Source organism: Curtobacterium sp. MCPF17_001, assembly GCF_003234615.1.
GTDB lineage: Bacteria > Actinomycetota > Actinomycetes > Actinomycetales > Microbacteriaceae > Curtobacterium.
This window is the reverse complement of sequence record NZ_QKSL01000003.1, coordinates 205,701-228,312: the sequence shown is the minus strand read 5'-3', so window position 1 is coordinate 228,312 and position 22,612 is coordinate 205,701. Positions and strand designations below refer to the sequence as shown.

17 protein-coding genes are annotated in these 22,612 nt (G+C 66.3%); 10 read left to right on the top strand and 7 right to left on the bottom strand.

The window, feature by feature from the left end; genetic code table 11:
• Positions 1-139 precede the first annotated feature (139 nt).
• The 5 genes from DEJ24_RS04985 to DEJ24_RS04965 all read left to right on the top strand — a co-directional run bounded on the left by DEJ24_RS04985 (position 140) and on the right by DEJ24_RS04965 (position 6,227).
• Entirely contained in the window at positions 140-1,054 is a 915-nt protein-coding gene (locus DEJ24_RS04985) for a glycosyltransferase family 2 protein (protein ID WP_111077542.1), read from the top strand.
• Positions 1,051-2,358 (top strand): O-antigen ligase, encoded by a 1,308-nt coding sequence (locus DEJ24_RS16540; RefSeq protein WP_146245931.1) that lies wholly within the window; start codon positions 1,051-1,053, stop codon positions 2,356-2,358. The genes DEJ24_RS04985 and DEJ24_RS16540 overlap by 4 nt, the downstream gene beginning before the upstream one ends.
• Positions 2,359-2,371: 13 nt before the next feature.
• Positions 2,372-3,442 carry a glycosyltransferase gene (locus tag DEJ24_RS04975; RefSeq protein ID WP_181436524.1) on the top strand — a complete coding sequence of 357 codons (1,071 nt, stop codon included), beginning with the start codon at positions 2,372-2,374 and terminating at the stop codon, positions 3,440-3,442.
• 111 nt (positions 3,443-3,553) lie between these two features.
• The gene (locus tag DEJ24_RS04970) at positions 3,554-4,651 is read left to right on the top strand and encodes a glycosyltransferase family 4 protein (protein WP_181436523.1); all 1,098 of its coding nucleotides are present in this window, start codon (positions 3,554-3,556) and stop codon (positions 4,649-4,651) included.
• A 106-nt stretch (positions 4,652-4,757) separates the two neighbouring features.
• Positions 4,758-6,227, top strand: a complete 1,470-nt coding sequence (locus tag DEJ24_RS04965; RefSeq protein WP_111077538.1) for an oligosaccharide flippase family protein — start codon at positions 4,758-4,760, stop codon at positions 6,225-6,227.
• 78 nt (positions 6,228-6,305) lie between these two features.
• Here the strand turns inward: DEJ24_RS04965 and DEJ24_RS04960 are convergent, their stop codons facing one another.
• The 7 genes from DEJ24_RS04960 to DEJ24_RS04930 form a co-directional block, all read right to left on the bottom strand.
• Positions 6,306-7,421, bottom strand: a complete 1,116-nt coding sequence (locus DEJ24_RS04960; RefSeq protein WP_111077537.1) for an acyltransferase — start codon at positions 7,419-7,421, stop codon at positions 6,306-6,308.
• 72 nt (positions 7,422-7,493) lie between these two features.
• Positions 7,494-8,666 (bottom strand): glycosyltransferase family 4 protein, encoded by a 1,173-nt coding sequence (locus tag DEJ24_RS04955; protein ID WP_111077536.1) that lies wholly within the window; start codon positions 8,664-8,666, stop codon positions 7,494-7,496.
• Positions 8,667-8,669: 3 nt separating this feature from the next.
• Positions 8,670-9,191 (bottom strand): DapH/DapD/GlmU-related protein, encoded by a 522-nt coding sequence (locus tag DEJ24_RS04950; RefSeq protein ID WP_258374728.1) that lies wholly within the window; start codon positions 9,189-9,191, stop codon positions 8,670-8,672.
• A 112-nt stretch (positions 9,192-9,303) separates the two neighbouring features.
• Positions 9,304-10,104, bottom strand: a complete 801-nt coding sequence (locus DEJ24_RS04945; protein WP_111077535.1) for a WecB/TagA/CpsF family glycosyltransferase — start codon at positions 10,102-10,104, stop codon at positions 9,304-9,306.
• 2 nt (positions 10,105-10,106) lie between these two features.
• Positions 10,107-11,573, bottom strand: a complete 1,467-nt coding sequence (locus DEJ24_RS04940; protein WP_111077534.1) for a sugar transferase — start codon at positions 11,571-11,573, stop codon at positions 10,107-10,109.
• A gap of 13 nt (positions 11,574-11,586) precedes the next feature.
• Positions 11,587-12,516, bottom strand: coding sequence for a hypothetical protein (locus tag DEJ24_RS04935; RefSeq protein WP_111077533.1), 930 nt, complete (start codon positions 12,514-12,516; stop codon positions 11,587-11,589).
• A gap of 16 nt (positions 12,517-12,532) precedes the next feature.
• A complete protein-coding gene (locus tag DEJ24_RS04930; protein WP_111077532.1) occupies positions 12,533-13,978 on the bottom strand; it encodes a polysaccharide biosynthesis tyrosine autokinase in 1,446 nt (481 codons plus the stop codon).
• A gap of 156 nt (positions 13,979-14,134) precedes the next feature.
• Here DEJ24_RS04930 and DEJ24_RS04925 point away from each other — a divergent pair, with 156 nt between their 5' ends.
• The 5 genes from DEJ24_RS04925 to DEJ24_RS04905 all read left to right on the top strand — a co-directional run bounded on the left by DEJ24_RS04925 (position 14,135) and on the right by DEJ24_RS04905 (position 22,611).
• Positions 14,135-14,857 (top strand): CPBP family intramembrane glutamic endopeptidase, encoded by a 723-nt coding sequence (locus DEJ24_RS04925; RefSeq protein ID WP_110904924.1) that lies wholly within the window; start codon positions 14,135-14,137, stop codon positions 14,855-14,857.
• 139 nt (positions 14,858-14,996) lie between these two features.
• Positions 14,997-15,458 carry a hypothetical protein gene (locus DEJ24_RS04920; protein WP_111077531.1) on the top strand — a complete coding sequence of 154 codons (462 nt, stop codon included), beginning with the start codon at positions 14,997-14,999 and terminating at the stop codon, positions 15,456-15,458.
• 235 nt (positions 15,459-15,693) lie between these two features.
• Complete coding sequence (locus DEJ24_RS04915) at positions 15,694-17,001, top strand: carbohydrate-binding protein (RefSeq protein ID WP_111077530.1); 1,308 nt, start codon at positions 15,694-15,696, stop codon at positions 16,999-17,001.
• A 310-nt stretch (positions 17,002-17,311) separates the two neighbouring features.
• Positions 17,312-21,148, top strand: a complete 3,837-nt coding sequence (locus DEJ24_RS04910) for a TIM-barrel domain-containing protein (RefSeq protein ID WP_111077529.1) — start codon at positions 17,312-17,314, stop codon at positions 21,146-21,148.
• 164 nt (positions 21,149-21,312) lie between these two features.
• A complete protein-coding gene (locus DEJ24_RS04905; protein WP_111077528.1) occupies positions 21,313-22,611 on the top strand; it encodes a PP2C family protein-serine/threonine phosphatase in 1,299 nt (432 codons plus the stop codon).
• Position 22,612: the final 1 nt, after the last annotated feature.

Sequence of the window (22,612 nt, the reverse complement as noted above, 5' to 3'; positions counted from 1 at the left end):
AGCCGAGGTCTTAGGCGGCAGCCATCAAACGCCAAGAACGGCGCAGCACACTCCCCCGGCCTCACTACCGACCGCCTGCTCGATGTGGCACGATCAGGCAGAGGGCTGATCCTGGTCCAAGGGGAGCACGATCGAAGTGATGCACCGCGTTGCCACCCGCCGCTCTTGTCCAGAAGATCAGGCGACGAGACTGACTCGTTGCAGTCCGGCTGAAATACATATGAATCTCATCACAATCATCGCTTGCCACAACCGACGCGAATTGACCGTTCGAGCAGTCCAGCAGACGCAGACGGCCGCAGCGGTCGCGGGCGTGACACCGCGCTTCGTCGTCTTCGACGACGGCTCGTCCGACGGCACGGCCGAGGCTCTTCGCGCGCTCGAAGCCGATGTCACGATCTTGACCGGCGATGGCTCCGCCTACTGGGCCAGCGGTATGGCGCAGGCAGAGCGAGCTGCCCTGGGCAGCAAGACAACTGAGCCAGAGGACTTCATCCTCTGGCTCAACGACGACGTTCAACTCCACGAGAACGCTGTTGTTGGTCTCCTCGCTCAAGTTCCAAACGGAGATGCAGTTGTCGTCGGCGCCATGCGAGATCCAGAAGACGGAACGATCACCTACTCCGGACTTGAACGCGCCGGACGGCATCCCCTGAACTATCGCCGCGTCACTCCGGGCGAAAAGCCCGTGCGCGTCGAGACCTTCAACGGGAATTGTGTACTCGTGCCGGTTAGCATTGCGCATCGTTTGGGCGGGATTGACGGCAAATTCTCCCATGCACTAGCAGACATCGACTACGGCCTTCGATGCAACAAGATCGGGATACCAGTCCTACTTGCACCCAGAACGGCAGGAACTTGCGCAAGGAATAACGAACAGACCTACAGCACCGCCAAGGCGGCATGGGCCGCATTCACCGGCTCGAAAGGCGGCGGGAACTTTTCGTCGCTGCGCCGAGTACTGCGTCGCACAAACCCGAAGACCTGGTGGACTGTGATGATCGCCACCTACTCGTTGTGGTGGCTTCGACGCATCTTCAGGTTTGCGTCGTGAACATACTGGCACTCGCCGCGATAGCCCCTGTCGCCGCTTTTCTACTTCTGTTCTTCTTCTATTTGACAGCACGGCATCCGACCGTGGTAGCGATCGCATCGACCGCGGTTGTTGCCGTCGCCTGGGAGATTCCGAACATCCCCCCGTTGGCGACGGTCGCCGGATTACAGGTCTACTTTCTCGACCTTCTCGCTGTCGCCCTACTCATCCTGACGGTAGCGCGCACTGCCCAGATGATCCTGAATGTCGGAGGGTTGGCCTGGATATGGCTCGCAATCGGCGCGCTTTTCTTCTTTTCTTTCGCTAGAGGCGCGTCGACCATCGGGCTCCCACAGGCAACAAGCGAGTTCCGAGCGTATTTCTACCCATTCGCAGCACTGGGCTGGGCAATATCTGCGCACTGGGACCTAAAGTTCTCGACCAGGCTGCTCACCCGCCTCGCACTCACTATGGGTTGGCTCCTGTCGGCAGTGGCTTTCTACCACATCGCTCGGCACGGTCTCGGCTCCACGTCCGAGTTCGTCAGTGTGACCGCCGACACCGAGCAGACATCGCGCGCACTCGTCGCCGGTCAGGCCCTCATGCTCCTGCTCTGCGCGATAGCCTGCCTGCACTTCTGGAAGGCCACTGGTCGCGGGGCATACGCCTGGAGTGCCGTGCTCTTCACGGTCGTCATCGTTCTCACGCAAGAACGCACGGTATGGGTGGCCGCCTTGTGCTCTGCTGTGGCAGTCGGGCTGACGGGCAACCCGTCAGTGAAGCGCAGGACCGCTCTGATAGTCATCATCGGAGCAGCGATATCAGCAATAGCTGTAGCCTCCGGCGTGCTTACACCCCTCATCAACACCCTCGTCGGTGCCGCGCAAAATCTGAACACTTTCGAGGCAAGGATCGAAGGTTGGACCAATCTCGTGAGGGGCTCCGTGGCACAAGGGACGAGCGTGGTTCTTTTCGGAGAGCCGTTCGGCCAGGGTTACGGTCGCTTGCAATCCGGCGTATGGGTGACGTACGCACCTCACAACTGGTACTTGAGCCTTTACCTTCGATCGGGCGTCATAGGATTGGGTTTATTTGTCTCAGTCCTGATCCTCCTCGTCACTCGAGCACTGCGCGCACGAACTTCTGCGGCATCGATCGCCATCATCGTCGCGTTGATTGCTTTCGGTTGGACCTACTCCTGGCCGTGGTACATCTGCATCTTCCTTGGCTGGGCAGCAGTTCCTCTCACGAATGTCTTGCCAGAGATGCCCGCGAGGACACGACCCGAGGCTAGACATCCGATCAAGGGCGGTTCAGTTGCATAAGATCGATAACCGCGTGAAGGTCCTGCACGTACTGGGCTCCCTGCGGCCCAGCGGGATGGAGCGGATGCTCGTCTCAGCTGCGCCCTACTTCGCCGCAGCGGGCGTGCACACTTCCGTGATCGGCCAGGGCGATGATCAGCCATTTGCTGATTCACTGAGGAACGCTGGTTACACCGTTGACCTGGTCGAGTCCATAGCAGGTTCTTGGCGCAATGCTCTACATTTCAGGAAGATCGTCCGGTCCTCCTCCATCGATGTGATCCACATACATGTGGAAGCGAATTACCTCAGGAACGTGATCGTCGCCCGCTGGGCCTTGGGCACCCGAGGCTCAATCGTCCGCACGGTGCACAGCATTTTTCCAGCTCGAGGGCGTTGGTGGTTCAGTCGGGCGGTTCAGGCGGCAATCGGGGACCGCTTCACCCGAGCGATCATCGCGCCGTCACCTGATGTCGAGCTCAATGAACGGGGCATCGGACGGCGCACTCGGACAATCATGAACTGGGTCGACGACCGGATGTTCGCGCTCGCGCAAGTCCGATCGCGGACGTCAACTTGCGATGACGGGCCACCAGTGGCGCTCATCCTGGGCAATTGTGGCTCGGTGAAAAACCATGATATTGCGCTCCAGGCACTCGCCTCAACGGACCACAAGCTGTTGCATCTCGGAGACGAACGAGACGCGTCCGCCCAAGAACGTCGGAGCCTCGATGAGCTAGAGCAGCGAGGTCAACTGCTTTCCCGCGGACCTGCCTCGCCGGACGACGCACTCGTCGCCGCCGACTATTTTCTACTGCCGAGCGTGAGAGAAGGCATGTCCGTTGCGCTCGCAGAAGCGCTGACGGTGGGCCTTCCGGCAATCATCAACGACGCCCCCGGCCTGCGCTGGGCGGCAAGCGCTCCGGGCGTCCGTGTAGTCGCTGCCGCTGATGAGTGGGAGACGGCGTTGCAGGAGTTCGGCTCGGTAGAACCGCAGGCTGGCGACGCTGTGTTCGACTTCTCGGCGAGCAGGGGAGTCGACGAGTACCTGTCAGCGTACGGAATCTCCTCCCGGCGTGCCGAACCAAGCGAGCAGAAGGCGTAGCCGTTGCGAATAGCTGTTGTCGGCCCGGCCGATCCCAGGGAGTTCATCGCCGACCTGCACAACCCTTCGGGAGCGCCTGCTGGCCTCGGAGGTACGCCCGTCAACTCGCTCGTGCGTTCCCTCCTCGACCTTGGACATGAGGTCGCTCTGTTCACTGCATCTCCATCCGTCAGGGAACGTTGGACCGCGCAGGGGCCGCTCCTCCGCGTCAGTGTCGTCCCGTACCGCTTACGTGCTCGGACTCGTGCGCTCGACTTCTTCTCTGCTGAACGGGCGGCTCTGAAGAGCGAGTTGAAGTCTTTCGACGCCGATGTGTACCACGCACACTGGACGTACGAATTTGCCCTTGCATGCTTAGATGCGGGAAGCACTCCGTTGCTCGTCACTGCCCATGACGCACCGCTCACGGTGTTGAAGCGTATGCCAGACCCTTATCGCCTCGTACGTACGATCATGGCTGTCGCCGTGCGCAGCCGGATCAACGAACTCACGGCGGTAACGCCCTACCTAGCCGACAGATGGCGAACAGAGATGCTTTATCGACGGCCGATCCGAGTCGTCACCAACCCGACTCCCGACATGGGGTCGCGAAGCGACATGCCGCCGTCAGATCTCGTGATCCTCGACGTAGCCAATGGCTCTCGATTGAAGAACGTACGGAGACTTGTGCGCGCATTCTCGACTGTTCTGAAACGGGTTCCCAAAGCTGAACTTCGATTGGTTGGCCCCGGACTCGAGCGTGGCGCCAGTCTCCACAGATGGGCAGCAAGGCAGGGTCTCGACACGAATGTCCACTTTCTTGGCACTCTCCCGCGAGACGCATTGGCGCGCGAATACTCCCGTGCTTCGATGTTCTGCCACCCCTCTCGAGAAGAGTCGCAGGGAATAGCACTGCTGGAGGCGATTCAGTTCGAGCTGCCGATCATCGCAGGTAAGAAGTCCGGTGCGGTCAGCTGGACACTTTTCGATGGAGAGGCGGGCGTTTTAGTCGATGTGCGTCGCACCGCCGCCATCGCAGACGCGATCGTGTCTGTTCACAGCAATCCTTCCCTCTCGAAAGCTCGGACTATCCGCGCCAAGTCCCTAGCCGCTGCGCGCTACAGCCCTGCGTCGGTGGCGAACGCTTACGTCGGTGAATACGAGCGGCTAGTAGCCGGTGATCGGAAGCACCGCCAGGCGCAGTTGCCTGGCGGGGAGGCACCGGCATGAGCGAACGCGCCGGGTGCATGCGCGGCACGGTCCTCATGATTAGAGGCAAGATCGATGCGCGGTACCGAGTGCTCGCGGTCATTGTCGGCAACGTCGCAGCAATCTGATGTCCACCTTCTCTCTAGCGTTCCGGGGTGCACGTGTGCTCCTCGTTTCACAGCTGCTGATCGGTGTCGGACAGTTCGTCTACTCAGGAGCAACGGCCCGAGTTTTCACACCCACGCAGTTCGGATCCTTCACTGGCATCCTGGGTCTCCAGGCGCTGCTGATCCTTGTGACGACCACTGGTTTGCCTTCGCTCATCATGCACCGCGATGTTCTGACGAATCGGGACCTCGGTTGGATCCGCCTCTACGCGCTCGTAGGAGGAGCGCTCGCAGCCGCAGCTTTCTACCTTGCGACTCCTCTGTGGGCTGACTTGCTGAGGGCCCTCGACGAGTACCAGTACCGGCCGCTCCTCACGTTGTCGCTGCTGATCTTCCCCATCGCGAGCGTCGAGTCGGCACTCCTGCGGCGAGAAGGTCGACCCACCGCTGACGCGCTCAGTATCCTGAGCGCCTTCGTCGTACCAGCCGTCACCGCCCTGATCGTCGCCGTCACGTCGAGGCATCCTTGGGCGCTCGCGCTCGTCCCGGTCCTCAACCCCGCCGTGCTCGGAATCCTGTCCCACCTCGCTCGCAAACAGCGGTACAGGGCAGGGGCGCCGACGTCGCACCGCGAGTTCCTGGCGTTCTCGTGGAACGTGAGCCGACAGAACGTCGTCTTCTTTGTGATGGGACAAGCCCCTGCCTGGGCCCTGAGTTCAACTGTTGGCGCACGAAGCCTTGGGGCCTTCAACCGGGCGAACTCGCTCGCTGCTTCGTTGAGTACGCCTCTAACCACCGCGCTCAACCGCGCCACGCAAGCGCACTGGCGCAGACTCATCGGAGATCCGAGGGGCGCGGTGGTTGCGATGCGTGATGCAACGCTTGTTTCTTCTAGCGTCGCCTTCCCACTCTTTGCCATGCTGATTGCCTTGGCGCCGCAGCTCACGTCCGTGTGGCTAGGCGCAGGCTGGGGACAAGTCGGAGCTCTGGTTCCTGGACTTGCCGTGGCGGCCGCGCTACAAGTTCCATTCAGTCTCTTGGCAGCGAGCCTTGAGATGCGCGGCTTCTTCCGGAAGGTGCGGCTCGGACAGGTCGGGCTCGCCCTCGGAGCGGCGTTGACGATCATCACTCTGTTGGTGACCCGCGATCCGATCCTCACATCAGTTGGCGTAGCCGTGACGCAAGGGATCGGTCTGCTTGCACTCATGACGACCGTCGCAGGCTCGAGCGTCCGCGACTTCTTCACCCTGCTCCTTCGCGCTGCCGTACCCGCAGGATGGGCGATCCTAATCGGCGGCGGTGCTTTCCTCGGTGCACAAGCAGTTCATTTCTTGCCCGTCAACCTCGTAATCTCCCCTGAAGTCGCAGCGTGTCTCAGCGGCGGAACCGCAGGCGGGCTGACATGGCTCGTCACGCTCCGCTGGCAACCCATCGCTGCGCTGCTGGCGCGCCGGAACGTTCGTCTTCCACGATTCATGCGCCGTCACTGACGTGTCGGGACTTCAACTCAACCCTCTTGGGAAGTTCTTCGGCCCTCACCCTCGATCTACAACGGCTCGGGGAGCCCCCTATCCGATCCTCTTTGTGGTACTCGTAGTAGCGTTCTTCGACCGTTCCTGGGACGGGACCTCGATCCACCTCCACACCAGGTTGGCTGCGACGAGCGCACCTAGAAGTGTGCCGAGTACAACGGCAACGATCTCTGCTGGGCGGTTGAGTCCCAGTCTCCCGACTGCCGCCCAAATCAGAAGTGCAACGGGAAAATGCAGCACGTACAAGCTGTACGACCGAGCGCCGAGCCACCGAGCGCCTGTCCAAGTGGCCGCGTTCCACCACCGTCGAGGCGCGTTGACCAACCCGAGGATGACAGCCGCGAACGCTACCGCCCACAACGCCTCCTCTACCTTGGCCGGCAGACCGGGGCGCACCAGGCCGACGGCGACGGCCAGCAGGGCCACAGTCCAGATGGGCGCGGGTGGTGCCGCCCAACGGCGAACCACGTGCGCCACGATGACTCCGACAGCGAAAAGTTCGACCAAAGAGAAGAAAGCAAATGGTAGGAATTTGTTGGCTGCGAAGATTGCGCCCACGATGAGAGCAGCGGAACCGTAGATCGTCAGCCGAGTGCGCAAAACGAGGAACAACGGGAAAAGCAAGTAGAGTTGCGCTTCCACAGCGATGGACCAGAGAGGTGGGTTCAGCTGGTACATCCAGTCAGGCCGCAAGTTGTGCACAAGCGTGAGGTGAGAAATCACTCCCCCTATTGTGACCGGCGCCGATGTAGCCAGGCTTGCAGAGGGCTCTAACAGATACCTGGCGAAGAGCACTACAACAACAGCGCCGACCACCAGGGCGATGTAATAGGTAGGCAGAATCCGCCAAACTCGACGCTTCAGAAACAACCCAAGCCCCGTCGCACCCTTACCACGTGCACGCCGACTCTCTTCACTCCAGTACAAGGCAAAGCCGCTCAACATGATGAACAGCCAAACCATCTGCTTGCCGAAGAGAAAGGGCCATTGCAGCAGAAGATCAGGACTAGCGCGCCATATGGGCAGCACTGGATGATCCGGGGGCACCATGCCTATGGCGTGGCTCAGGACGACAGCGAGGGCGGCAATTCCGCGCAACCCGTCAACGAAGTCAAGACGTGTCCGTGCATGGCTTGCATCAATCTCTGACACTCACCCCACCACCGTTCGTCGAGATCGAAGCAATCCGGCACCCCCGGATCCGGCGAAAAGCGCGATGGCAATTCACCTCACGATCCTGAGCTTGTTACACCACAGTGGCCCGCGTCGCGCCGGGGTCTTCAACACAAGCTCTATCCCCCCGAGGAAACGAGCCGCCATCGCATCGACCGAGTAACGCTCCGAATCTTGACCGCACTGTTGGACGAGACGGCGGTGAAGATCGTCGCTATCGAAGAGATGTGCTACACCCTCGCTGTAGGATTGCACGTCATCGTCAGTGACGACAGCGTTACGGTCATCTTCGAGGTACTCGAACTCCGGCGCGTGCCAGGGATAGTGGGTGGTGACGATCGGCACCTTTGCGGCGAAGCTGTCGACGGCCACCAGCCCGACCCGACCTGGCATGAGGATCGCACGAGACACCGACAATGCCAGTGCTTTCACTTCGCCGGTCGCGTGCCCGAGCAGCGTCAGCCAGGGCCGATTCACTGCTTCGCGCGACAACCACTCTTTGAGATTCCCATCCCCGATCACCAGTAGCCGGAAGGACGAGTGCTGCGCAGCGATGGCGTCGCCTGAGGCAAGCAAGAAGTTCAAGCGCTTTGACTCGTCGAGTCCGCCGATGAACACCGCATTCCGGTCACCTAGGTTGTGCAGGTGTTTGAACGCGTGTACCGCATCTTCCGCGACCGTATCCACCGCTTCTGCAAGCCCGCGAGAGTCGATCGTGTTGAGCACGACCGTCGTGCGTTCAGAGGGGTACCCCCCCGATACCACGTGATCAGCGCCACCCTGAGTGTACGCAAAGAACCAGTCAGAGCGCTGGGTCAGCGTATGCTTGAGCTTTTCCTGGAAGGCGGGCGTCGGCTTAGTGTAAGTACGTCCATGACCCCACATGGCGATCCGAGGGGCAAGTCCTGAAACAGCTAGCTGGTACGTCTCGAGGTTTCGCACTGCTTGTTCGACGATGATCAGGTCAAACGGGCCGTTCCTGCGGAGCGGCCGGAGGCTACGAAGTGCGAGGCTCAGCGGACCAATCTTCAGCCACTTAGTGGAGAGCTCCTCCGCGATCTTCGGAGCCTCGACGGCGTCCCCTCGGGCCTCCCACTCAGGGGGCACTGTGCCGTAAAAGATTTCTACATCGTGTCCTGCCGCGGCACCCTGCTCGCGCAGCGAAGAGAAGAACGGCAGACGGTATTGCGGGAGCCATGGGTGAATGATCGCGATCCTCGCCACGTGTCAATCCGTTTCGTCGGCGAGCAGGCGCAAGTGTTCGCGGTACTCATCTTCGTCGAATCGACGTCCCACCACAACTGCAGGCGAGCCGCGGACTATCGAGTTCTCTGGGACATCCTTAGTCACCAATGCTCCCGCCCCCACGATCGAACTGCGGCCGATGGATATCCCGGAGAGCACTATGGCTCCGAACCCGATCCATACGTCGTCCCCGATGCGGGTTTGTGAACTCAGAGCTCGAGAATCACCGACCCAGCGAGCACGCCTGATCGTCACACCGATCTGACGAATGTCGTGGTCCCGCCGTCCTACAACACCCACGTTGTTGGCTATCAGCACACCATCGCCGATCTCACCATCGAATTGCAAGGTGCAATTTTTGCCGACGTAGACGTCGTTCCCGATCTCAAGTCGAGTTGGCGCCCAAATGATCGAGCCCATGCCGACATGGAAGTTCTTCCCCACCCGCACATTTGCCCGGACCGCGAGAGCCATGAGCAATCTGCTCTTCAATGCGGAGAACATGCGTTCATCTTTCCCGACCATCGGAAGCTCCAACCCTCTGCTGACAACGGCTCGAACTTCGGTTCATCAGTCAACTTCTCAGGCCGCAGAACCGGGTTCGACTGCTCGCTGGTCACTCATTCCGTCTCTTCCAGGCAAGCGCAAGAAAGCCCAGGTTGCCGATCAAGTACCGCCGCCAGAGTCGACGTGGCTCTCGGACCAGGCGAAACAGCCACTCCAAACCTGTACGTCGGACCAGCGCTGGCGCTTCGACGACGTCACCTGACAAGAAGTTGAACGCCGCGCCTACGGCCAGAACTACTGCTGCGTGTTCACGAGCAAGTCGATCAACCTCGTAGTCCTGCTTGGGAGTGCCGATTCCTACCCAAATCATGTTCGCCCCCGACGCGGTGATCTTGTCGTCGACGGCACGCAGTTCTATTCCTGTGAGTTCACGAAAAGGCGGACTGAACGCACCAACGACCCTCGCCGAAGGAAACTCTCGTGCGACTGTGGCTTGAAGCCGACCCAATGATTCTTCCGTTCCTCCCAGGAGGAAGTGGCGCATACCGCCGTCACCAGCAGCGAGGATCGCGCGGAAGGCGTCTGGCCCGCGAACGTGGGCGACGTCTGACCTTTGCCTCGTAGCGAGCCACGCGAGCGGAGTGCCGTCCGCAAGGTTCACTGCACGGGAGTTGAACAAACGGAGGTAACGCTCGTCATGGGTCAACGACACGGTGTACGCGTTCACGAAGTGAACGGCTACCCCCTCGCCACGCAGGTCCCCCGCCACGAGGCTGAGGCGCTTGAGAAGGTCATCTGCAGGAACTGCGACCAGTGGAACGCCTGCTACGCGAATCCTCGGCAGGAGGTCAATCAGGGCCCTCCCTTGGCTGCTTTCACTCGGTTGCGAGTGCGTATCTTCCGAGATCATGTTCAGTAGGCCCCTTGGCTTGCGGTTACTGCTTTCAGCGTCTTCCACAGGATCAGAAGATCGGCGATGATCGACCAGTTCTCCACGTAGAACAGATCGAGTCGGACTGAATCCTCCCACGACAGATTCGAGCGGCCGCTCACCTGCCACAGGCCGGTCATGCCGGGCTTCACCAGGAACCGCCGGTGCACGTGCGTGTCGTACAGCGCCACTTCCTTGGCCAGCGGCGGCCGCGGTCCGACCAGCGACATGTCGCCGACCAGGACGTTCAACAGCTGCGGCACCTCATCCAGGCTGTACCGCCGCATGAACGCCCCGACACGGGTGACACGGGGGTCGTTCTTCATCTTGAACAGGACGTCGTTGCCCTCGGCGCGGTCCAGCTGGCTGAGCTCCTGCAGGCGGGCTTCGGCGTCGACGACCATCGACCGGAACTTGATCATCCGGAAGGTGGCACCGTTCAGGCCGACGCGTTCCTGACGGAAGAACACGGGGCCCGGGGACGTGGTCTTCACCACGAGCGCCAGGATCAGCAGGACGGGCGACAGGACGATGATCAGCAGGGCGGACCCGACCAGGTCGAAGGCACGCTTCGTGTAGAGCTTGCGCCCCGAGTAGGTCGGCGTCTCGACGTGGATCAGCGGCAGACCTTGGACCGGACGCGTGTGGATGCGCGGGCCGCCGATGTCAGTCAGGCTCGGGGCGACGACCAGGTGCTGTCGGCCGGGCTCCAGCGACCAGCTGAGCTGGCGGACGCGCTCCGGGGGCAGGTCGTCGGCACTGGTGATGACGACGGTGTCGGCACCGGTGGCGGCGAGGGCGTCCGTCAGGTCGTCGAAGCCACCGAAGCTCTGCACGGTCGACCCGGGCAGGACTCCGCGGGTCCCCGCCGACACCGCTGCGCCGACGACGCGGTAGCCGGCCTCCGGCGAGCGTCCGAGTTCGCGGGCCAGGTGCAGCACGCTGGCGGTCGAGCCGACCAGCAGGACCTTGGCGGAGTAGTTGCCACGCTTGCGCTCGGCGACCAGCCACTGGCGCCACATCCACCTCGACAGCAGCAGCACGACGATGCCGACCGGGAACGCGATGAGGATGTAGCCGCGTGCCAGGTCGACGTGGAGCAGGTAGGCAGCGATCGCGAGCACACCGAAGACGCGCACGCTGGAGTCCGCTACCAGGCGGTACTCGGTGCTGCCGACGCCGATCACGCGGTGGCCGCGGGTGTCGTAGAGGGCCAGGGCGGTCATCCACACGGCGATCACGACGATGGAGATCCCCGTGTAGCTCAGACGCAGGTCAGCCGTGTTGGTGGCCAGGTTCGAGTCGAGACCGAGCCACGCGATCTGCACGCCGAACACGACCCAGAACAGGGCGAGCAGGTCGGTGATCAGGACGCGGCGCGAGAACGACCGGCTCCACTCCTCCGTGGAGCCCGTCGACGGGGAGACCCGCACCGCGCCCGCCGTCATGTCAGCCACCGGCTCACCACGTGGCTCCGCCGTCGGTCGAGACCGCGACGGTGTCGCCGGCCCAGAGCCAGACGTCGTTCCCGGATCGGTCGAGGCTGATCGACCCCTCGGTGGCGGCGTCCGCGTCACAGCCGATCGGAGTGGTCGTCGTCGCGGGCGTCACGGCGATGGCGGGCATCGACTCGATCTGCACGCCGGCGCACGTGTCGGTGCCGATGCGGGCGAGCGAGTAGTCGTTGCCGGCGTCGGCAATCGAGCGGACGCCGTCGAGCGGCACGTCCACCCAGTCGCCGGTGCCGGACCGCCAGTCGAGCTGACCGTCGCAGATCACGACGGAGGTCTGCTTGCCCTGGAAGGCCTCGATCGGGTCGCTGCAGGGCGGGTCGACGACACCGGTCGACAGGACGACACCCGCGGTCGAGATTCCGGCCCCGGCGGCGCCGTCACCGGCGGCACTCCAGGTGGCGCCGTCGTCGGTGCTGGAACGAACCGTGGGGGTGCAGTCGTCGCCGACACCGGCCAGGACCGTCAGGCTCGCACTGGAGGCGCGGATCGCCATGACCGACGAGACGTCGCTTCCCAGCGTGACCGGCTCCCAGGTCGCTCCGGCGTCGAGGGTGTGCTCGAGGGTGGGGGCGGGACCGCCGCACGTGCCGCCGGTCGCGCGCCATGCCTCCTGGCCGTCGACCGCGGAGAGGGACCGACGTGCGCCGGCGGCGTCAGCGGTGGGGCTCGGTGATGGGCTCGTGCTGGAGCGCGGTGAGCTGGAGAAGGTCGGGATGGGGCCCGCCGGGTCACCGGAGTTCGGTGCGGTGCGTCCCAGGGCGAGCGTGACGAGTGCGATGTCGATGACGACCAGCACGACGATCACGATGGCGACCCAGATCAGGGTCGTTCGTGTACGCGTCGAGCCGAGGTTTCGGGTCCCCCGGCGTGCGTTCATGTCCCCCGACCTCGCTTCAGCGCTCGGCGCGACTCAGCGCGCCGAGCTTCTTCCCGCCGCGCTTCGGCGGCTTGACCTTCGGTGTGTTCTCGTCCTCTTCGATGCCGTAGCCGTACCCGTAGCCGTACCGGCCGTAGCCGTAGGCGCCCGGGCCGCGGACGGGCATCATCGTGATGACGAAGCCGGCGATGGGCGCGCCCACGCTCTCGAGTGCGGAGACCGCAGCGGCGAACTGGCCCTTGTGCGTCTTGCCCGAGGCCACGGCCACGATCGCGCCGGAGGCCTTCTTGGCCAGGATCGCCGCGTCGGTGACGGGCAGCAGCGGCGGGGCGTCGAACAGGACGTAGTCGAACTCGCCCTCCAGGCGTTCGATGAGGTCCTGCATGGCGCGGGAACCGAGGAGCTCGGACGGGTTCGGCGGGATCTGACCGGCCGGCAGCACGACGAGGTTGCCACGGCCCCAGGGCTGGGCGACGTCCTCCAGCTCGGCACGCCCGATGAGCACGTCGGTCAGGCCCGCGTTGGTCTCGACCTCCATGTACTCGGCGACGCGGGGACGTCGGAGGTCGGCGTCGATCAGGATGACGCGGAAGCCGGCGCTGTCGAGCGCGATCGCCAGGTTGGCGACCGTGGTGCTCTTGCCCTCGGACTGCACGGACGACGTCATCACGAAGGTGCGGGCGCCGGTGCCGATGTCCAGGAACTGCAGGTTCGTGCGGAGCGTGCGGAACGACTCGGCACGCGGGCTGCGCGGGTCGACCTGCACGATCAACGGACGCTCCGACGCCTTGCTGTCGAAGGCGATGCCGCCGACGACCGGCTTGTCGCTGATCTTCTCGACGTCCTGCTCGGTGCGGACGCGGTTGTCCAGCGTCTCCCGGAGGACGGCGATGCCGACGCCCAGTGCGAGGCCGACCAGGAGGCCCAGGGCCACGTTCACGGGGACGTTCGGGCTGACCGGACTGCTCGGCACGTCGGCCTGCTTCACGCGGGTGAGCTTGACGCTGCTCGTCCCCTCGGCGTCGGTGGCCTCGATGTCCTCGACGACGTTGGTCAGGCTCTGCGAGGTCGCGTTCGCGATGTCCGCGGCCCGGACCGGGTCCGTGTCGTTCACGCTGATCGAGATCAGGGTCGTGCTCGTCGGCGCGGTCGCGGACACCATCGTCGCGAGCTGGTCGGCGTTCATGTCGAGCTGGAGCTTCGAGATGACCGGCAGGAGCACGATCGGCGTCGACACCAGGTTCGAGTACGTCAGGACGCGCTGCTGGGTGAAGGTGTTGCCCTGCGCCAGGTCACTCGCGCTGCCGGAGGTCTCCGTCGAGACGAAGACCTGCGCCGAAGCGGAGTACACCGGCTTCTTCAGCAGGGAGAAGCCCGCGGCAGCGGCGACCCCGACGAGTGCCAAGACCAGGATGAGGACCCATCCCTTACGTAGCACGGTGATGTAGTCGCGTAGTTCCACGCGGCCCGCCTTCCCCGACGATCCCGCCGCTCTCCCGTGGTCCCAACACGAGTGCCCGGGGATGTCCCGGTGTACGGCATTCAAATAGTGCCACATGATCGAGCAACGCTCGGCTGTATCGGCCGTTCTGGGCCTCCCGTCCTCTACGGTGAGCCCATGAGCACCGAGTCCGACGTGACCCACGCCGAGCCCGACACCAGTCGCCAGCGGGACCTCGTGATCCTGCTGGTCGCGCTGGGCGTGGCGGTCATCCTGGCCCGGGTCGCAGCCGGCTTCAGCACCGCGGGGAAGATCCAACCGCCCGTGATGCAGGTCCTGGTCGCCGACTTCGCCGTCTGGCTGCCGCTCGTCGCGGGCATCGTCTGGGTGCTGCGACGATCGGCCGGCACGGACCACGCGGCGCGCCTGCGACTGGGACTCGGCGACGCGATCTTCGCGATCGGCATCGTGATCCTCTGCCGGGTCTTCGACGTGTTCCTCGGACTGGCGTTCACCGGCTCGACCGGTCTCGCGCCGGCGCCGACCCTCGGGACGCCCGACATCGGCCTGCTCGTCGTGTCGGCCATCGGCATCGTCCTGGTCAGCCCGTTCCTGGAAGAGGTGTTCTTCCGCGGGCTCTTCCAGCGCCGGATGGCCGCTGAGCTGACGCCGCGGACCCGCTTCCTGGCCGTGCTGCTCACCGCGTTCCTGTTCGCGGTCCTGCACGTCCTGCTCGGAGCCGGCGGGACCCAGCTCGAGGGCTTCCGGGTGTTCCTGACGATCTTCGCCCTCGGGTCGTTGACCGGCACCCTGGTCGCGATGACGAACCGCATCGGCGGCGCGATCCTGGCGCACGTGCTGTTCAACGCGGTCGCGGTCATCGCGACCTGGCCTCGCTGAGCCGAGCCGAGCCTCCCGGCACGCGACAGCGACAGCGACAGCGACAGCGACAGCCGCGATCGGACCCGCGACCAGAGGATGACCCCGGTCATCCCCGCAGCGGTCGCGCCCAGCACCGGGCGGAGGAGATGTTGGACGCATGTCCAACGGAAGCCACTCCACCACGACCACCACACGCGCCATCGGCATGCTCACGATCGCGGCCGCCCTGGTCGCGGCGACGACCGGCTGCGCCATGATCCGGCAGCAGACGGCGGACGCCTGGTCGGTGACCTACCAGGTCACCACGGACGCCCCTGCCGGAACCGCACTGACCGACGTGTCCGTCCGCGGGGCCGAGCGGCGGGGCGACGCACCGACCGCGCACCGGTACCCGCAGGTGACGACGACCGCGCTGTCAGCCGGTACGGCCGGATCGCGGTGGCAGCAGAAGGCGATCGTCCTGACCGGCGACCGCGCACGCGTCGCCGTCACGCCGCCGCCGGAAACGACCGCCACCTGTCGGGTGCTGCTGGACGGCAAGCGCGCGATCGCAGAACGACAGGGGCAGCCCGGGAGGCCCGTCACCTGTTCCGTGACGACGCCCCCGTTCCCGGGGTGACCGCTCGGCGCGGCCGGTTGGCGGAGTGCCCGGGCGGCCGGGGCGCCCGAGGTCCGCAGGTGTCGGACGATCTCCGCCGCGAGACCGAGGTGGCGGTCGACGTCCCGGCTGTTCGTCCAGCGAAATGCGGACAGACATCCGCCGGCGATCGCAGTACGAATACGCAAGGAGGTTTCGAAAACCTCCCGCGAGTTCGGGCAGCGTCGCCCGGGCCGCCCATCGTGGAGGATCTGTCATGACCAGAACACCATCGATCGGACGTCGGATCAGGCGTCTCGGATTCGTCACGTCGATCGCCGGGCTCGTGCTCGGCGGAGCGCTCGTCACCGCCGGACCGGCGAGCGCCGCGACGACCTGCGCACCGACCTGGAGTGCGTCCACCGCGTACTCCGGCGGCGCGAGCGTGAGCACCGGCAGCACGAACTACACCGCGAACTGGTGGACGCAGGGCGATGACCCGGCGACCCACTCCGGAGCCACCGGCTCCGGGCAGCCGTGGACCTCGGCAGGGAGTTGCACCCCCGCCAGCACCGGCGGCGGGGGCACCGGTGGCGGTGGTAGCGGAGGCGGCACCGGCGGCGGCACCGGGACCGGCGCCACCACCGGGACCCTGTTCAGCCCGTACAAGGACGTCACGGTCAACCTGAACTGGAACACCAACGTGATGCAGACCGCGATCACCGGCAGCACGATCCCGGTGGCCGGCGGGTCGAACAGCCTCGCGACGAAGGTCCCGAAGCTCCGGGCGCTCTCGCTCGCCTTCGCGACCGGGACGTGTGGCAGCGAGAACTGGGGCGGTGTGGCCGGCGACGCCTTCGCGAAGGCGAACGTGCTGGCGCTCGACGCCGCGGGTGTCGACTACGTCGTCTCGACGGGAGGCGCGGCTGGGTCGTTCAAGTGCACCTCCGGGGCAGCGATGAACGCCTTCATCGCCCGCTACGCCTCGCCGCACCTGGTCGGCATCGACTTCGACATCGAGAGCGGTCAGTCGGCGGCGGACATCCGGTCGCTCGTCAGCTCGGCAGCGGCCGCGCAGGCGCAGTACCCGAAGCTCCGGTTCTCGTTCACCCTCGCCACCCTCGCGGCGTCGAACGGGTCCTTCGCCGGATTGAACAGCACCGGGGACACGACCGTCACGGCGATCAAGGCCTCGGGGCTGACGAACTACACGATCAACCTCATGACGATGGACTTCGGCGGGGCGTCCTCGGCGGTGTGCGTCGTCACGAACGGCGCCTGTGACATGGGTGCCTCGACGGTGCAGGCGGTCAAGAACCTGCAGCACACGTACGGCACTCCGTCCAACAAGATCGAGGTCACGCCGATGATCGGCGTGAACGACGTCGTCAGCAACGTGTTCACCCTCGCCGACGTCGACACGGTCTCGGCGTACGCGCGGGCGAACGCACTGGCGGGCGTGCACTACTGGTCGCTCGACCGTGACACCCCGTGCGCGCAGAGCACCGCCTCGGCGACGTGCAGCTCCCGACCGGACGCTGCCCTGTCGTACACGAACCGGTTCCTCACCGCCCTGGGGAAGTGAGCTCCGGAGCGTCCGATCATCGACGGGCCGTTCGGTGTGACCTCGGTCGCGCCGGGCGGCCCGTCGTCGTTCCCCCGCGCAGGGGCGGGCCGGTCTGCGGGAGGCGATCCGGGCCTCCCGGCTGGTCCGCTGAGCGCCGCTCGAGGGACGCGTTCTCCTTGCGGGCTTCCATGTACGAGCTATGAGGCCCTACAGTTTCCACGTTGTAACGCGGCCCTCTAGGGGGGTGGCCGCGGGACACGTACCCGCACAAGGCGGCCAGACCGCCGACGAATGACCGGACGACGCCGTCCACGAGGAGCACACACCCTTGCGTCCCAACCCCACGCAGACCCGGAGGCGCAGACGCGTCCTCGGGTCGTCCCTCGCCGGAGCCCTGGTCGGAGCGCTTGCGCTCGGCGGGCTCGGTATCTCCGCACTGCCGGCAGCAGCCGCCCCGGACGCCCGCACAGTGGTGTCCGGAGAGGCCCGCTTCCAGGTGCTCTCCCCCACCCTGATCCGCACCGAGTACGCCGGTGACGGGCAGTTCACCGACCAGGGCACGTTCAACGTGGTCGGGCGCGACGACTTCGCCGCGACCCCGTTCACCAAGACCGTGCAGGACGGCTGGCTGACGCTCGACACCGGCTCGATGACCGTGCAGTACCGGGAGGGCACCGGCGACTTCAGCCAGGACAACCTCCGGGTGAAGCTCACGACCTCCCTGGGCCAGGCCGTCACCGGCTCGCCCTGGGTCACCGCCGAGACGCCCTCCTGCGCGGTGGGCACGCTCTGCGAGGGCGAGGCACTCGCGCTGCAGGGCCTGGCGTCCGCCAAGGACCACGCCGGGTACACCGGATCGGGCTTCGCCGCCGGGTTCGAGAACGTCGGCAACTCCATGACGTTCCGCACGACCGTGCAGCAGGCCGGGTCGTACGACCTCGCCATGCGCTACGCCAACAACCAGGGCGGCGACGGCAAGGTCGAGACCCGCACGCTGAGCATCGTCGTCGACGGCGGGGCACCGGTCACGCTGCGCCTGCCGGCCGGCAAGAACTGGGACGAGTGGAAGCAGACCACCGCAGCCCTCGACCTGACCGCCGGCCAGCACACCGTCAAGGTCGTCCGTGGTGACGGCGACTCCGGTCGGGTGAACGTCGACAGCCTGGCGATCGTCCCTTCGGGTGCCGCCTACCCGGCACCGACCGCCGCGAACGCCGGTCAGGACTGCGCCTTCGGCGCGGTCTGCGAGGCCGAGGACGCCGGCAAGGCCGGCAGCGCCACGGTCGCGACCGACCACAACGGGTTCTCCGGCGACGGCTTCGCCGCCGGGTTCGAACGCGCCGGTGCACAGCTGACCGCACACGTCACCGGGGTCCCCGCGGCGGGCGACTACGCGCTGCAGGTCCGGTACGCCAACGGCTCCGCCGGCACGCCCACGCTGACCGCCGCCCCCGCCGGCCAGGACGCCACCACCGCCGAGCTCCCGCGCACCAGCGGCTGGGACTACTGGAACACGGTGACGGTCCCCGTGCACCTGGCCGCAGGCGCCAACGACGTCGCGATCGGCTGCCCGACGGTGGCGAACAACTGCAACGTGAACTTCGACACCATCGCGGTCGTCGACACCGCGTCGCCGGTGCTCGCCGCGCACGCCCCGCTCGGCGGCTACCGTCGTGACCTCGACACCGCCAACGGCTCCGTCAAGACCAACCCGGGCCTGCTCTACCAGGACGGCTGGTCGCTGCTCGACGACACCGCCTCGGCGCTGTACGACACCGCGACCGAGAAGACCACGCCCCGTGGTGACCACGGCGGTGAGGGCTACCAGGACGGCTACGTCTTCGGGTACGGCACCGAGTACACGACCGCGCTGAAGGACCTGGCGACCCTGACCGGGCCGTCGAAGCTCCTGCCGCAGTGGGCGTACGGCGTCTGGTACTCCGAGTACTACGACCGCTCGCAGCAGGACTACCTGGACATCGCGAAGAAGTTCAAGGACGAGGGCGTCCCCGTCGACGTCATGGCGATCGACACCGACTACAAGATCGGCAGCCCGACGAACGAGGGCGACAGCAAGTGGGACGGCTGGTCGGTCGACCCGGCCCGCATCCCGGACATGACGGGCCTGCTCGCCGACTGGCACGCCGAGGGCATCCACAACACCCTCAACATCCACCCGTCGATCTCGAGCCAGGACCCGAAGTTCGCGCAGGCGTGGGACACGGCGAAGGGCAAGCTCACCAAGGGCGACGGCGACCGCTACCTGTTCGACTGGTCGGACCCCGACCAGCTCAAGGCCTACTTCGACCTGCACACGTCGCTGCAGCCGGAGGGCGTCGACATGTGGTGGCTCGACTGGTGCTGCAGTGAGAACTCGAAGTACTCCGCCAACGGTGTCACCCCGGACGCGTTCATCAACCAGCAGTACGCGAAGTACACGGACGAGCAGCTCAAGGGCCGCGGTCTGGCGTTCTCCCGCGCGTACGGCTCGCTGACCGCGGGCGGCTACGGCAACCCGCAGGCCGTCCCGACCGGACCGTGGGCCGACAAGCGCACCACCGTGCACTTCACCGGCGACACCACGTCGACCTGGCAGGAACTCGCAGCCCAGGTCGGGTACACGCCCGGTGAGTCGGCTGCGACCGGCCTGTCCGCGATCAGCCACGACATCGGTGGCCACAACGGCGGCCAGTACGGCATCGAGGGCAAGGAGCCGGGCACGACCCAGCTCCCGCCGGACATGTACGCCCGCTGGGTCCAGTTCGGTGCCTTCCAGCCCATCGACCGCCTGCACAGCAACCACAGCGACCGGCTGCCCTGGCAGTACCCGGCCGCGGCGAACGCGTCGGCGAAGCAGTTCCTCAACCTCCGCGAGGACCTGCTCCCCCTGACGTACACGCTCGCTGCCGACGCCACGGCGACCGGCACCCCGATGCTGCAGCCGCTCTACCTGCAGTACCCGGAGGCGCAGGAGTCCTACGCCCAGGCCGGCTCCGAGTACCTCTACGGCAAGGACGTGCTGGTCGCGCCCGTCACCACCGGCAACGGTGACGACGGCACCGCCACCCGCTCCGTGTGGTTCCCGGCCGGCGACTCGTGGACCGACTGGTTCACCGGCAAGACGTACGAGGGCGGCACGACGGCCGACGTCACGACGGACCTGACCACCATGCCGGTGTTCGTCCGCAGCGGCGGCATCGTCCCGACCCGCTCGCACCACGTCGCGAACGACGCCGCACCGCTCGACGCGGTCACGGTGACGGTCGCGACCGGCGCCGACGGCACCTTCGCCCTGCACGAGGACTCGGGCGAGGGCCAGCCGACGAAGGCCACGGCCCGTGCGGCTGGCGACTCCGCGTCGACCTCGATGCGGTTCACGCAGCAGGCCGACGGCGGCACGCTGGACATCGCCCCCGCCGACGGCTCGTTCACCGGCCAGGTGCGCGACCGCTCGTGGACGGCGACGTTCACCAACGCCGAGCGTCCCGTGTCGGTCACCATCGACGGCGCCCCTGTCGCCGCGTCCGACTGGACGTACGACGCCGACAGCCGCACCATCACGGTGCCGGTCGCCGAGCGCTCGGTGACGGACCGGACCGTCGTGCGGTACTCGAGCGTCGCTGCTGCGGTGCCGAGCCTCCAGGTCGCGTCCCCGCAGGTCACCGCCGGTGGCACGCAGACCGTGACCGGCTCCGGGTTCCCGGCGAACGCGACGGTCACGCTGTCGACGACGCCGGCACTCGGTGGCGAGGTCACCGTGCGCACCGACGCCGACGGCACGTTCAGCAGTGACCTGGCGGTGCCGGCCACGGCCTCCGGTCGGGTGACGGTGTCCGCTTCGGTGGGCGGCGTCGTGCTGGCCCGGGTCGCGTTCACGGTGACCGCGGCTCCCCCGACGGCATCGCCGTCGCCCACGCCGGGCTCCCCCACACCCACACCGGGTGACCCTGCGCCGGGCTCGCCTGCGCCGGGTGCCGGCGCGGGCGCCGGACCGGGTGCCGGTGACGGTGCGGGTGACCAGCCGGGAGGCTCGTCCTCCGCCGGTGACGGCGCCCTCGCCTGGACGGGTGCGAACGTCGTGCCGATCGGGATCCTCGCCGTGGTGCTCCTCGCCGCGGGCGGACTGCTCCTGGCACAGCGGATGCGTCGCCGCCGCGCGCAGTAGCGCAGGAGACGCGGGAGCGCTGCGCTCCTGAACGCTGGAACGGCGGGGTACCCGGGAACGGGTGCCCCGCCGTTCGGCGTCACCGGCGGCAGACGGAACTGTCCGCCCCTCTTCGGGTCGACGCACCGGCGCAGCCGACCGCGAACCAGTAGCCTTCCCTGAACATGTCTCGCCCAACCAGCGTCATCGACAACCCCCTCGTCCGGCAGACCCCGATCACGGGTCTGCTGGCCCTCGGTGCGCTGCTGAGCCTGGTGCTCCCGTCGCTCGAGATCAGCCATCCCGGGCTGTTCCTCGCCAGCCTGGTCGCCGCCGCCGTCGCGACCCTGCTCGCTGCGTTCGCACTGCGGTTCCCGCGCGCGATCGCACTCATCCCGATCCTGCTGGCCGTCGACTTCGTGTCCCTCGCCCTGTTCCGCACCGGCACCGGTGCCGGAGCGTCGGTGTTCACGTCCCTGGTCGTCCTGCCCGTGGTGTGGTGGGCCTCCCTCGACGGACGACGCACGATCGTCTACTCGGTCCTCGGTGTCACGCTCGTGATCCTCGCTCCGTACGTGCTCCTGCCGGACAACGCGCCGAGGGTCAGCGAACTCGTGCGCCTCGGCATCACCGTCGTGGTGTTCGGCACCGTCGCCGTCATCGTGCACGAGCTCTCCCGGCGCGCACGCCGCTCGGTCCGGTCCGCCCAGGCCCGCGAGGACAAGGTCCTCGAGGAGATCAGCCGCGCCGCCGACGTCCAGCGCTCCCTGCTGCCGACCTCCAGCGACGGCCTGGGCGACTTCGTCACCGTCGCGGGCACCTGTCTGCCGGCGAAGAGCGTCGGTGGCGACTTCTTCGACTGGTACCGCACCGAGAACGGCATCGCCGTCGGGCTCGGCGACGTGATGGGCAAGGGCGTCGGTGCCGGACTCATCGCCGCCGCGGTCCGAGCCACGATCCGCAGCGCCCGCACGGTCGACGACGCCTCCGAGGCCCTGCGCCGTGCCTCCGACGGCCTCGCCGCCGAGGGTGCCGGCACCGACGTCACCTTCACCACGCTGTTCCACGCCCGCATCGACGACGACGGGTCGCTGCAGTGGGCGGACGCCGGGCACGGGCTGAGCTTCATCCTCCGTGCTGCCGGAGGGGTGGAGCGCCTGCGTTCGGTCGACCTGCCGCTGGGGATGGGCCTCCGGGACGAGTGGGCGACCACCACCGGGACCCTCGAGCCGGGCGACCTGCTCATCTCGTTCAGCGACGGCGTGCTCGACCTGTTCGGCGGGCGTGATGACGCCGTGGACTCGGTCGCCGAGCTGGCGCGCGCCGACCGGACGCCGGCTGCGATCGTCGCGGCCCTCGCCGACCGTGCGGCCGAGGTGCCGCACGACGACGACGTGACCGTCATCGCGATCCGCCGCGAGGCCGCCGCCGCCGGAGTCACCGAAGTCACGGCCGCGCCGCTGTCCCGCTCCCGCGCCGTCTGAC